Source organism: Microbacterium sp. GXS0129, assembly GCF_044769785.1.
Classification (GTDB): Bacteria; Actinomycetota; Actinomycetes; order Actinomycetales; family Microbacteriaceae; genus Microbacterium; species Microbacterium nymphoidis.
Genome location: NZ_JBIZVZ010000003.1, coordinates 64,303 through 76,486 on the forward strand (window position 1 = coordinate 64,303; position 12,184 = coordinate 76,486).

Annotated in this window: 11 protein-coding genes; 8 read left to right on the forward strand and 3 right to left on the reverse strand. The window is 70.0% G+C overall.

Features of this window, described 5'->3' with window-relative positions:
- Position 1 precedes the first annotated feature (1 nt).
- The 7 genes from ACIQJ5_RS10480 (at position 2) to ACIQJ5_RS10510 (ending at position 6,878) form a co-directional block, all read left to right on the forward strand.
- The gene (locus ACIQJ5_RS10480; protein ID WP_231092251.1) at positions 2–1,111 is read left to right on the forward strand and encodes a carbohydrate ABC transporter permease; all 1,110 of its coding nucleotides are present in this window, start codon (positions 2–4) and stop codon (positions 1,109–1,111) included.
- A 47-nt stretch (positions 1,112–1,158) separates the two neighbouring features.
- Positions 1,159–1,992 (forward strand): carbohydrate ABC transporter permease, encoded by an 834-nt coding sequence (locus tag ACIQJ5_RS10485; protein ID WP_402844366.1) that lies wholly within the window; start codon positions 1,159–1,161, stop codon positions 1,990–1,992.
- A 43-nt stretch (positions 1,993–2,035) separates the two neighbouring features.
- Entirely contained in the window at positions 2,036–3,940 is a 1,905-nt protein-coding gene (locus ACIQJ5_RS10490; RefSeq protein WP_402843563.1) for a glycogen debranching N-terminal domain-containing protein, read from the forward strand.
- Positions 3,941–4,048: 108 nt separating this feature from the next.
- Positions 4,049–4,921, forward strand: a complete 873-nt coding sequence (locus ACIQJ5_RS10495; protein ID WP_402843566.1) for an arginase family protein — start codon at positions 4,049–4,051, stop codon at positions 4,919–4,921.
- 75 nt (positions 4,922–4,996) lie between these two features.
- Positions 4,997–5,473: a SixA phosphatase family protein gene (locus tag ACIQJ5_RS10500; RefSeq protein ID WP_402843569.1), complete on the forward strand. Its 477-nt coding sequence runs from the start codon at positions 4,997–4,999 to the stop codon at positions 5,471–5,473.
- A 65-nt stretch (positions 5,474–5,538) separates the two neighbouring features.
- Positions 5,539–6,501: an aldo/keto reductase gene (locus tag ACIQJ5_RS10505; RefSeq protein ID WP_402843572.1), complete on the forward strand. Its 963-nt coding sequence runs from the start codon at positions 5,539–5,541 to the stop codon at positions 6,499–6,501.
- On the forward strand, positions 6,498–6,878 hold the full coding sequence (locus ACIQJ5_RS10510) for a MerR family transcriptional regulator (protein ID WP_402843575.1): 381 nt from the start codon (positions 6,498–6,500) through the stop codon (positions 6,876–6,878). Before ACIQJ5_RS10505 ends, ACIQJ5_RS10510 begins: the two co-directional genes overlap by 4 nt.
- A 68-nt stretch (positions 6,879–6,946) precedes the next feature.
- On the opposite strand, the gene hutI is transcribed toward ACIQJ5_RS10510, so the two are convergent.
- Genes hutI through hutH form a run of 3 tightly spaced genes read right to left on the reverse strand, consistent with a single transcriptional unit; the run spans position 6,947 to position 11,335 of the window.
- Positions 6,947–8,101, reverse strand: coding sequence for an imidazolonepropionase (hutI, locus tag ACIQJ5_RS10515; protein ID WP_402843578.1), 1,155 nt, complete (start codon positions 8,099–8,101; stop codon positions 6,947–6,949).
- Positions 8,098–9,762, reverse strand: coding sequence for a urocanate hydratase (locus tag ACIQJ5_RS10520; RefSeq protein WP_402843581.1), 1,665 nt, complete (start codon positions 9,760–9,762; stop codon positions 8,098–8,100). The genes hutI and ACIQJ5_RS10520 overlap by 4 nt, the downstream gene beginning before the upstream one ends.
- Positions 9,763–9,793: 31 nt before the next feature.
- Positions 9,794–11,335 carry a histidine ammonia-lyase gene (hutH, locus tag ACIQJ5_RS10525; RefSeq protein WP_402843584.1) on the reverse strand — a complete coding sequence of 514 codons (1,542 nt, stop codon included), beginning with the start codon at positions 11,333–11,335 and terminating at the stop codon, positions 9,794–9,796.
- Between the two features lie 62 nt (positions 11,336–11,397).
- Between hutH and ACIQJ5_RS10530 the strand changes: the two genes are divergently transcribed.
- Entirely contained in the window at positions 11,398–12,153 is a 756-nt protein-coding gene (locus ACIQJ5_RS10530) for an IclR family transcriptional regulator (RefSeq protein ID WP_231092242.1), read from the forward strand.
- Positions 12,154–12,184 lie beyond the last annotated feature (31 nt).

The window sequence follows — 12,184 nt, forward strand, 5'->3', positions numbered from 1 at the left end:
GATGGCGACCCCGACCACAGCGCCTCGTCGCGCGGGAGCCCGTGGGCTCCGGCGCGGCGAGGCCGCCGCCGGGTGGCTGTTCACTGCTCCGGTGATCGTCATCCTCGGCGTGTTCATGCTCATCCCGGTGCTCATGGCCGTCTGGGTGAGCGTCTCCGACTGGGGCGGCCGCGGCAGCCCGCTCTCCAGCAGCGTCCGCTTCGTGGGCGGGGCCAACTACGCGGCCATCACCACCGACGGCGGACTGGCCACCAAGGACTTCGGCACCGCGGTGCGCAACAACGCGTGGTACGTGCTGCTCGTCGTGCCGCTGCAAACGGCGCTCTCGCTCTTTCTTGCGGTGCTCGTCAACCGGGCCGTGCTGCGGGGTCGCGGTTTCTTCCGCACTGCGTTCTATTTTCCGTCTGTGACCAGCTCGGTGGCCATCACGGTGCTCTGGCTGTTCCTGTTCAACGCCTCCGGCGCCGTGAACGCGGTGCTCGGCTGGTTCGGGGTGAACGGACCGAACTGGTTCAACGACCCGTCCGGCATTCTGCAGAACTTCCTGCGGCTGTTCGGTGTGGAGCAGGGCCCGGAGGCTCTCACCGGCGGCGGATTCCTCGGCATCACGTGGTGGGACTGGCTGGCCGGCCCCTCGGTGGCGATGTCCGCCTACATCCTCATGGCGGTGTTCACCACCAGCGGGACGTTCATGCTGCTGTTCCTCGCGGGCCTGCAGAACATCGGCGGCGATGTGGACGAGGCGGCGATGATGGACGGCGCGAACGGCTGGCAGCGCTTCTGGCGGATCACCCTCCCGCAGCTGCGCCCCACCCTGTTCACCGTGCTCACGCTGGGACTCATCGGCTGCTGGCAGGTGTTCGACCAGATCTACACGGGCACGCAGGGGTCGCCGAGCAAGACCACGCTGACGCCCGCATTCCTCTCCTACCAGGCCGCGTTCAAGAACCAGGAGTGGGGCCAGGGCGCGGCCATCGCGTTCATCCTGTTCGGCATCATCGTGATCTTCACGCTGATCCAGCGCTGGGTGCTCCGCGACCGCCCGGTCTCGAAGCGCCGGATTCGGGCCTACCAGGTTCGCCCGGATTCCACGAAGGGAGGATCGAAGTGACCGCCACCTCCGTCATCACCGCGGCCCCGGGCGCACGGCTGCGCCATCTGCCGCCCCGCCGCATCATCGCGCAGGTGCTGCTCTACGTGCTGCTGGTGCTCATGGCGCTGGTCTACATCTTCCCGTTCCTGGTGGAGATCTCGACCTCGTTCAAGACCGACGGCGAAGCGGCGCAGAATCCCGTGTCGCTCGTCCCCTCGGTGTTCACGTGGGCGGCCTACGAGCGGCTGTTCGCCAACTCGGACTTTCCGCTGTGGTTCGCCAACAGCGCGATCGTCACCGTGTTCGTCACCCTCGGCCGCGTGTTCTTCGACTCGCTCGCCGGTTACGCGCTCGCCCGCCTCCAGTTCCGGGGCCGCGCCGTGGTGTACGGCGCGCTGGTCGCTGTGATGTCGGTGCCGGCGGTGGTGCTCCTGATCCCGAAGTTCCTCGTGATCAACCAGCTCGGCATGTACGACTCCTACGCGGGAATGATCCTGCCGCTTCTGGTGGACGCCGCAGGAGTGTTCATCATGAAGAACTTCTTCGAGTCGATCCCCGCGTCCGTCGAAGAACAGGCGCGCATCGACGGGGCGGGCTCCTTCCGCCTGTTCTGGTCGGTGGTGCTGCCGATGGCACGTCCCGCGCTGATCACGATCATCATCCTGTCCTTCCAGGGCTCGTGGAACGAGCTGAGCCACTTCATCGTGTCGACGCAGTCCCCCGAGCTGACCACCCTCACCAAGGGTGTCGCCTCCCTCGCCAGCGGACAGCTGAGCCAGGGAACCCAGTACCCGATCAAGCTGGCCGCAGCGCTGATCATGACGATCCCCGTGGCCGTCATGTTCTTCGTGTTCCAGCGTCACATCATGAACTCCAGCGAGGGCGCGGTGAAGGAGTGATCTTTCGCTCCGTTCCGTCTCCCGCACGATCCCCGAGGCACGAATGACTTCCCCTGCAGTTCCCCGTCAGCCCCTGCTCGATGACGCCGTCATCCTTCTGCACGCGCCCACCCAGGCGTGGTCGGGACGCGACGGTGATATCGGCGACGCCGCGATCGACGGCGTCTATCACGGCGATGTGCGCCATCTCCGCTCCGTGCGGGTGAGCGTGGCCGGTTCGGGCATCGAGACCATCTCGCGCTCGATCATCGATGCCGGCACGGCCGAGTTCGGCAGCGTGCTGCGCGGGCTCGACGACGACGCCGCCGATCCGAAGGTGCGCCTCATCCGCCGCCGCGAGGTCAGCGCGGGGGTCGTGAGCGAGAGCCTCCGACTGCACTCGCATCGCGACGTCCCGCTGCGGTTCGCCGTGACCGTGGAGCTCGCCCCGGAGTTCGCGCCGATGCAGGACGTGAAGGCGGGGCTCGCCACTGCCATGCCCTGGCGCGCAGAGGCGGTGGCCGCTTCGGGCACCGCCCCCGGGCGCGTCGAGGTGATCTCCGCCGACGGACACCGGTCATTCCAGCTAGAGGCGGCAGGGGCTGCCGCCACGATTGCAGAAGCCATCGTGCTGCGTTGGGAGGTCGAGCTGGAACCGCATTCCGTGACGGACATCGGCTGGAGTGCGACGCTTGACGACGACACGCTGGTCGTGGGGGCGGCCTCGAATGCGGAGCTCGCCGTTCCATCGGCAGACGACCCGCGGCTGGCGCGATGGATCCGGCAGGCGACGCAGGACCTGGCCGCGCTGCGTCTCGTGCTGCCGGCCGATCCCGAGGATGCGTTCTATGCCGCGGGGGCGCCGTGGTTCTTCACGCTGTTCGGTCGCGACTCGATCTGGGCCGCGCGGCTCGCGCTGGCGGCCGACCCGGGTATCGCCGCCTCCACGCTTCGCGTGCTCGCGCGCCTGCAGGGCACGAAGTCGGATCCCGCTACAGCGGAGCAGCCCGGGAAGATCCCGCACGAGCTGCGCAGTGCACCGCTCAGCCTGCCGAACGAGGGCGTCCATCTCCCCCCGCTGTACTACGGCACGGTCGACGCCACACCGCTGTGGGTGTGTCTGCTGGCCGATGCGCGCGACGCCGGAATGCCAGAGGCGGAGGTTCGGGAGCTGGTACCCGCGCTCCGCGCGGCGCTGACCTGGATCACCGATTTCGGCTCCGGGACCGGATCGGGCTTCCTTGACTACGTCGACGAGACCGGGCACGGTCTGGCAAATCAGGGCTGGAAGGACTCCGGGGACTCCATCCAGTGGCGCGACGGACGGCTGGCCGAAGGCCCGATCGCGCTGTGCGAGGTGCAGGCGTACGCCTATGAGGCGGCGGTGCGCGGTGCACAGCTGCTCGACGATCTCGGCGAAGACGGCGGTGCGAAGCTGCGGGAATGGGCGACTGCGCTGCGCACCCGCTTCCGCGAGGCGTTCTGGGTCACCACGCCGGAGGGGCGCTACCCCGCCATCGCGCTCGACGCCCACGGTGCCGCTGTCGACTCGCTGACCAGCAACATCGGTCATCTCATCGGCACCGGGATCCTCGACGCGGACGAGGAACGTGCCTGTGCAGAGCTTCTCCTCGGTGCGTCGATGTCCAGCGGCTTCGGCATCCGGACCCTGTCCACGGGGGCCGCCGGGTTCTGGCCGCTCAGCTACCACGGCGGAAGCGTGTGGGCTCACGACACCGCCGTGACGGTCCACGGCATGCTCCGCAGCGGGCTCGTCACCGAGGCACGGCTCATCGCCGGCCAGCTGGTGGACGCCGCCGAGGGCTTCGCCTATCGGATGCCGGAACTGCATTCGGGCGACGGCCGCGATATCGTTCCGTTCCCGACGCCCTACCCCGCGTCGTGCCGTCCGCAGGCGTGGTCCGCCGCCGCCGCGATCGTCTGCGCCGAGGCGTACGCGGCGTCCTGAGGCGATCCGCCGCGGGGCGGCGATGCATCGCGGGGTGGTGTCTGAGATGTCAGACACTACCCCGCTCACGTCGTGGCTCGTCGCGACCCGCAGGGCTAGCGTGGCGATATGGCTCTCTCGCACGATCCGCTGTGGCCCCGCGCCGGCTCCTGGCCGCTGGAATCACATCACTCGGCTCTCACTCTGCTCGGCGTTCCCGCGCATCTGACGTCGCTGTCGCCGACCGGAGCGGACCAGACCCCCGCGGCGATCCGCGAGGCGCTGCAGCGGTACTCCCCCGCGCTGGTCACCGATGCGATCGCGGATCTCGGCGCGCTGCTCGTCTCCGACGCCGGTGACATCACCGATCCGGATTCCAGCGAGGGCGAGGACCGCACCCGTGCGCGCGTCGCCGACCTGGTCACCCGCACGGATCTGCTGGTCGCCCTGGGCGGCGACAACTCGGTGACCTACGCCACCGCCCAGGGTGCGGGTGCCGAGGCGCTGATCACCCTCGACGCGCATCACGACCTGCGCGACGGCGTCTCCAATGGCTCCCCCGTGCAGCGGCTGATCGAGGCTGGTCTGGCCGGCACCCAGGTCGTGCAGATCGGGATCGCCGACTTCGCGAACTCGGTCGCCTACGCCCAGCGCGCTCGCGACTACGGGATCACCGTCATCGGCGTCGACGAGGTGCGCCGGCGCGGCATCGACGATGTGATCGCCGAGGCACGCGACATCGTGGGAACCGCCCGCACCCACCTGGATGTCGACGTGGACGTCTGCGACCGCTCCGTTGCCCCGGGCTGCCCGGCGAGCATGCCCGGCGGTCTCGCCGCCTGGGAGTTGCGATCGCTGGTCCGGGGGCTCGCCGTGCACCCGACGGTGGCGTCGGCTGATATCACCGAGGTGGACGCCACCGCGGATGCCCCCGACGGCCGGACCGTGCGCCTGGCCGCGCTGTGCGTCCTCGAGATGCTGGCCGGGGTCGCCCGGCGCTGACCCCGTTCATTGCGCGCAGTTTGCTCCTATTCGGCCGAGAATGGAGCCATTCGCGCTCGATGAAACGGAGGACCGATGGTCACACTCGCGCTGATCCGGCACGCGAAGTCGGACTGGGACGATCCGGCGCTCAGCGATCATGACCGGCCCCTCAACCATCGAGGACGCCGGGATGGGCCGCGCATGGCGGCACTCGTGGCGGCGCGCGACTGGCGGCCGCAGCTGATCCTCGCCAGCACCGCGGTGCGCGCGCGGACGACGGCGGAGGAGTTCGCCACCGCGCTGGAGGTGCCGCTGGAGCTGCGGGACGAACTGTACGGCGCATCGTCGAGCACCCTGTGGGCCGCGGCCTCCGGCTCCGGCGCCACGGACGTCGTCGTGGTGGCGCACGACCCGGGCATCAGCATCCTCGCCCGGCAGCTGTCGGAGAAGGCGCCGCTGATGCCGACCTGTGCGGTGGCGGTGTTCACCTGGCATGATGCGGACTGGTCGGAGGCGGCCATGCGGGTTCCCGACGACGTACAGTACGACATCCCCCGAGGCGAGAGCTGACCCTCGCCCGTCGCGCCATTGCCGTCGTTTGACCTGGACCGCGGTCCAGGTCGGAGCATGGCAGCATGACCGGAAACCTCAACGATCACCCCCAGGATGGCGGAGCATTCGCCATCGGCACCATGCACTTCGGTACGCGGACCACGACGCGGGAGGCGCATCGGATCCTCGACTGCGCGCTCGATCTCGGAGCACGGCACTGGGACACCGCCAACAACTACGCCTTCTGGATGCCGGGTGCCACCGGCGACGAGTCCGAGACCTGCGTCGGCGAGTGGCTGGCGCGCCACCCCGGGCAGCGTGACGCTGTCTTCCTCACCACCAAGGTCGGTGCTCGGCCGAGGCCGGGCTACCGGGATCTCGACCACGTCCTCGGACTGAGCGGGCCGATGGTGCGTGCGCAGGTGGACGAGAGCCTGCGCCGACTGCGCACGGACCGCATCGATCTGCTCTACGCGCACATCGACGACCGGGAGGTGCCGCTGGCAGAGACACTCGGTGTACTCGGTGAGCTGCGCGACGAGGGCGTCATCGGGCAATTCGGCGCGAGCAACCTCACCTCCGATCGGCTGCATTCGGCGATCGAGGCCGCCACGGGACCGAGCGGTGGGTATCGGCACCTCCAGCAACGCTTCACGTTCCTGACCCCCGCGCCACGCGCGCACCTGCATCCGCACGTGCTGCTCACGGACGAGATGATCGCCGACTGCATGGCTGCCGGATGGGCGGTGCACGGTTACGCTCCTCTGCTGTCCGGCGCCTACACGCGTGCCGACCGCCCGCTGCCGGCCGCATATGACACCAAGGCCAATCGGACGGCACTCCCGCTGTTGCACCGGATCGGAGAGGCACATGGGGCCGACGCCGGCCAGGTCGTCCTCGGGTGGATGATGCACAGGCGGCTTCCGGTCCGCCCCGTGGTCGGCGTCTCCTCGCCGGATCACCTGCGTTCCGCGGTAGAGGCGAGCGCTCTCATCCTGAGCGAGGAGGAACTCGGCCTGCTGGAGAGTGCGAGAATCAGCGCGTGAACGGCAACCGCTCCATCGGCGAGGTGGCGGCAGAGCTCGGCCTCGATCCCGACACGATCCGCTACTACGAGCGCGTCGGCGTGCTCCCTCCCGCGCCTCGCGATCCGGCAGGCCGACGCCAGTACCTGGATGATCACGTCCATCTGCTCGAGGTCCTGCTCCGGTTGAAGGAGACCGGCATGCCGCTGGCCGATGTCGCGGCCTTCACCCGGCTGGTGCAGCAGGATCCGCACGGCGTGCCCGAGCGGCTGCAGTTGTTGCGGGCGCACCGGGAGCGCGTGCTGGCGAACCGAGCCGCGCTGGATGCGGCTCTCGCCCTCATCGACCGGAAGATCGGCGACTACGAGGCGCGCGCTCAGCCGTCGCGGCCGAGCTGACCTTTCATCGCGCTCACCTGGCTCCCATTCCCGAGGAATTGCAGCCAGGTGAGCGCAACGAAACGGGATCAGCCGCCACAGACCTCGGACACCAGGGGGACGCCGGGGCGGTAGGCCAGGTGAATTCGGCTGGGAGCGTCGAGCACCGCCAGGTCCGCGCGCGCACCCACCCGCAGCACGCCCACATCGTCGCGGCGGAGCGCGCGGGCACCGCCCGCGGTGGCCGCCCATACGGCTTCGTCCGGGCTCATCCCCATCTCCCGCACGGCAAGCGCCACCATCAGCGGCATCGAGGTGGTGAAGCTCGTCCCGGGATTGCAGTCGCTCGCCAGTGCCACGGTCACGCCCGCATCCAGCAGCCGGCGCGCGGACGGGTAGGGGTGCTTCGTCGAGAACTCCACACCGGGCAGCAGCGTAGCCACGGTGTCCGAGCCGGCCAGCGCCGCGACATCGGAATCGCTGAGGTACGTGCAGTGATCCACGCTTGCAGCGCCGACTTCCACCGCGAGCGCGACTCCCGCTCCCTCGCCGAGCTGGTTGCCGTGGACGCGCGGAAGCAGCCCCGCCGCGATCCCCGCCTGCAGCACCGCACGCGACTCATCGGGGTCGAACGCCCCACGCTCGCAGAAAACGTCGATCCATCGCACGAACGGGCGCACTGCCCTCAGCATCTCTCCGGTCACCAGTGCGACGTAGGCGGCTCGATCGTCGACGAACTCGGCGGGTACCACATGGGCACCGAGATACGTGACCTCCGACGTGACTTCGGCGGCGATGCGCGCGAGGCGGGCCTCCGTGTCGACATCCAGCCCGTACCCGGTCTTCACCTCCTGCGTGGTGGTGCCCTGGGCACGACTCTCGGCACGCAGCGCATGCAGGCGAGCGCGCAGATCATCGTCGCTCGCTGCTCGCGTCGCGGCCACGGTCGTGCGTATGCCGCCTGCGGCATACGGGGTCCCGGTCATCCGCGCGGCGAACTCCGCGGAGCGATCACCGGCGAACACGGTGTGAGTGTGACTGTCCACGAATCCGGGGATCACCGCCGCTCCCGCCACGTCTCGAGCGGCGTCTGCCTCCGGAGCGGCACTCGCCTCCCCGATCCAGGCCACCCGGCCGTCCTCGACGACGACGGCCGCCCCGTGCACCGTGCCGAGCGCATCGTGTCCGGCGTCGGGGTCGTTGGTGGTGAGCTCCCCGATGCCGGTGATGAGCAGCGACGTCATTCGGCGTCCAGCATCGGAATCGTGAGGCCGCGCTCCCGCGCGACGTCGGCGGCGTGCTCGTAGCCGGCATCCACGTGGCGCATCACTCCGGTGCCCGGGTCGTTGGTGAGCACGCGCTCGATCTTCTCGGCCGCGAGCGCCGTGCCGTCGGCGACGGTCACCTGACCGGCGTGGATGGACCGGCCGATGCCCACGCCACCGCCGTGATGCAGCGAGACCCAGGACGCCCCCGACGCCGTGTTGAGCAGGGCGTTCAGCAGCGGCCAGTCGGCGATCGCGTCGGAGCCATCCTTCATGGACTCGGTCTCCCGGTACGGGCTCGCCACCGAGCCGGAATCCAGGTGGTCGCGCCCGATGACGATTGGCCCGGACAGCTCGCCCGAGGCGACCATCTCGTTGAACTTCAGACCGGCGAGGTGGCGCTCCTTGTAGCCCAGCCAGCAGATGCGAGCGGGCAGCCCCTCGAAGTGGACCTTCTCCCCCGCCTGGCGCAGCCAGCGCTGCAGGTGGGCGTCCTCGGGAAACAGCTCGGCGACCGCGCGGTCCGTCTTGGCGATGTCCTCCGGATCGCCCGAGAGCGCCACCCACCGGAACGGGCCCTTGCCCTCTTCGAACAGCGGGCGGATGTATGCCGGCACGAACCCGGGGAAGGCGAAGGCCCGCTCGTAGCCCCCGAGCTCGGCCTCGCGGCGGATCGAGTTCCCGTAGTCGAAGACCGCGGCCCCCGCGTCCTGGAACTCCACCATGGCCTTCACGTGCGCCGCCATGGACTCCCGCGAACGACGCGTGAAGTCCTCCGGGTCCGCCTCCGCCTGCGCCTTCCACTCGGCGGTGCTGACGCCGATGGGCAGATAGGCGAGCGGATCGTGCGCGCTGGTCTGGTCGGTGACGATGTCGATCGGCACCCCGCGACGCAGGAGCTCCGGGAAGATCTCGGCTGCGTTGCCCACCACGCCGACCGACAGCGCCTCCGCTGCGTCCTTGGCCGCCACGACGCGGTCGATCGCGGCATCCAGGTCGGCGGTGTACTCATCGAGGTAGCCGTGCTCCACGCGGCGGGCCAGGCGCGTCTCGTCGACGTCGACGATGAGCACGGCACCGCCGTTGAGGGTCACGGCGAGCGGCTGGGCACCGCCCATCCCGCCGGCGCCACCGGTGAGGGTGAGGGTGCCGGCCAGCGAGTCGCGTCCGAGCGATGCGGCGACGGCCGCGAAGGTCTCATAGGTGCCCTGCAGAATGCCCTGCGTGCCGATGTAGATCCAGGAGCCCGCGGTCATCTGCCCGTACATCGTCAGCCCCAGCGACTCGAGGCGCCGGAACTCGGGCCAGGTCGCCCAGTCGCCCACGAGGTTCGAGTTCGCGATGAGAACCCGCGGCGCCCACTCGTGCGTGCGGAACACGCCCACGGGCTTGCCCGACTGCACCAGCAGCGTCTCGTCAGCGTCCATCTCGTCGAGCGTGCGAACGATCGCGTCGAAGGCCTCCCAGCTGCGGGCCGCCCGGCCGGTGCCGCCGTACACGACGAGCTCTTCCGGATGTTCGGCCACCTCGGGATCCAGGTTGTTCATCAGCATGCGCTTGGCGGCCTCGGCACCCCAGGACTTCGCGGTGCGCTCGGCTCCGCGGGCGGCGCGGACGGTGCGGGGTTCGTGCGTCGACATCGACAGCTCCTTCGTATGGATCCGGTGCGGATCAGATCGTGGTGGCGTGTTCGCGCACGATGCGCGCGAACGACCCGTCCTGGACCATCGCGGTGACGGCCTCGATATCGGGCGAGACGAAGTGGTCGGGGCCGGGACCGGCCACGCGGGTGCGCACGAGGTCGCGCGCGGCCCCGGTGGCGGCGCCGGGCTGCAGGGGCGCGCGCAGGTCGAGCGCTCGCGATCCGGTGATCAGCTCCACGGCCAGCACACGGCCGAGCCCGTCGATTGCACGGCGGAGCTTGCGGGCCGCAGCCCAGCCCATCGACACGTGATCCTCCTGCATCGCCGACGACGGGATGGAGTCGACGGACGCCGGGACAGCGAGACGCTTGAGCTCGGAGACGATGCCGGCGGCGGCGTACTGGGCGATCATCAGCCCGGAATCGACACCGACCTCGTGCGCGAGGAAGGGCGGCAGATCGCGATTGCGCGCCACATCGAGCGCCCGGTCCGTGCGCCGCTCGGAGATGGAGGCCAGATCAGCGACCGCGATGGCGAGGAAGTCGAGCACATAGGCGACCGGGGCACCGTGGAAGTTGCCGTTGGATTCCAGACGGCCATCCCCGGTGAGGATCGGGTTGTCGACGACGCTCGCCAGCTCCCGGTCCGCGATGAGGCGGGCGTGGGCCGCGGTGTCGCGACCAGCGCCATGCACCTGCGGGGAGCAGCGCAGCGAGTACGCATCCTGCACACGTCCGTCTTCCGGGCCGGCGTGGCTGGCCACGATCGGCGAGCCCGCGAGGATCGCGCTCATGCGAGCGGCCGAGGCCGCCTGTCCCACCTGGGGACGCAGCGACATCAGGTCCGCGTCGAACACCCGGTCGGTGCCGAGCTGGGACTCCACCGACATCGCAGCGGCGAGATCGGCGGTGTCGAAAAGGTCCGCGAGGTCCGCGAGGGCGAGCGACAGCATGCCCAGCATCCCGTCCGTGCCGTTGACGAGAGCCAGGCCCTCCTTCTCACGAAGCACGATCGGCTCGATCCCCGCCGCCTGCAGCGCGTCCGCGGAGTCCTGCTCCACGCCGTCGACGCGCACACGCCCCTCGCCCATCGCGGCGAGCGCGACATGCGAGAGCGGCGCGAGGTCTCCCGAACAGCCGAGCGAGCCGTATTCCCGCACGATCGGCGTGATACGGGCGTTCAGCATCGCCGCGTAGGTGTCGACCACCTCGGGGCGCACTCCCGTGTGCCCCGAGGCGAGGGTGCGCAGCCGCAGCAACTGCAGCGCACGCACCACCTCCTCCTCGACCTCAGCGCCGGTGCCCGCCGCATGCGAACGGATGAGGGATGCCTGCAGCTGAAGACGGCGATCCGGGGTGATGAAGGTCGTGGCCAGAGCGCCGAATCCGGTGGAGACGCCGTAGTGGGGGTGCGGGTCATCGGCGAGCGCATCGATACGGGCACGCGATGCAGCCACGGCGGCACGCGCCTCAGCCGTCACCTCGACCCGCGCATGATGGCGTGCGACGGCAACCACCTCGTCGATGGTGAGGGGGTGCAGGCCGACGAGAACGGGGGCGGAAGTGCTCATGGTTCCGATTCCACACCGGCGGCCGCCACCGGACCAGGCGGGTGCTCGATATGCTGTCTGGTATGCCAGACAAGCCCCAGGTGCCCGCCGCCGATCAGACGCTGCGCATCCTCGCTCTGCTCGGTCGCTCCCGGGGCCCGGTGGCTGCCAGCTCGATCGCCACGACGCTCGGGCTGCCGCGCTCGAGCGTCTATCACCTGCTCGCTACGATGCAGGAGCACGGCTTTGTCGTGCATCTTCCCGAGCAGCGCCGATGGGGGCTCGGAACGGCAGCCGCCGAGCTCGCCGGCGGCTTCAACCGCCAGCAGCCGCTCGCACGGCTCGGCGGGCCGGTGGCGGCCGCGCTCGCCGACCGCACGGGCGAGAGCACGCACATCGCGATGCTCACTGGGCGGGACGTGATCTACATCGTCGAGGAGCGCGCCCCACGTCGCCCCGCACTCGTGACGGACGTGGGCGTGCGGCTGCCCGCGCACCTGACCGCGACCGGCCGCGCGATGCTGGCAGGCGTCGGCGCAGCCCAGCTGCGCGCGCTCTATCCGGACGCGGCATCCTTCAGTACGCGCACGGAGCGTGGTCCCACGACACCCCGCGAGCTGAGGGACGTTCTGCGTGAAGTGCGCCGCGCCGGGTACGCGTTCGAGGACGGTGAGGTGACCCTCGGCATGCGATCCGTGGCGGTGGCGGTCCACGATCACACCGGCTGGCCCATCGCCGCGGTGGCCGTGACGTGGTCGGAGGATGCCGCGCGCGACATGGACACCCTGATCGCCGCCGTGCACGACGCCGCCGACCGGCTGGCACGCCGCATCGGCTGACGGAATTGCCTAGACTGCCAGTCATCCGCGC

Coding starts and splice junctions, on each gene's coding strand:
- ACIQJ5_RS10480 (WP_231092251.1), top strand. CDS start 2: ATGGCGACCCCGACCACAGCGCCTCGTCGCGCGGGAGCCCGTGGGCTC.
- ACIQJ5_RS10490 (WP_402843563.1), top strand. CDS start 2,036: ATGACTTCCCCTGCAGTTCCCCGTCAGCCCCTGCTCGATGACGCCGTC.
- ACIQJ5_RS10495 (WP_402843566.1), top strand. CDS start 4,049: ATGGCTCTCTCGCACGATCCGCTGTGGCCCCGCGCCGGCTCCTGGCCG.
- ACIQJ5_RS10500 (WP_402843569.1), top strand. CDS start 4,997: ATGGTCACACTCGCGCTGATCCGGCACGCGAAGTCGGACTGGGACGAT.
- ACIQJ5_RS10505 (WP_402843572.1), top strand. CDS start 5,539: ATGACCGGAAACCTCAACGATCACCCCCAGGATGGCGGAGCATTCGCC.
- hutI (WP_402843578.1), bottom strand. CDS start 8,101: ATGACGTCGCTGCTCATCACCGGCATCGGGGAGCTCACCACCAACGAC.
- ACIQJ5_RS10520 (WP_402843581.1), bottom strand. CDS start 9,762: ATGTCGACGCACGAACCCCGCACCGTCCGCGCCGCCCGCGGAGCCGAG.
- hutH (WP_402843584.1), bottom strand. CDS start 11,335: ATGAGCACTTCCGCCCCCGTTCTCGTCGGCCTGCACCCCCTCACCATC.
- ACIQJ5_RS10530 (WP_231092242.1), top strand. CDS start 11,398: ATGCCAGACAAGCCCCAGGTGCCCGCCGCCGATCAGACGCTGCGCATC.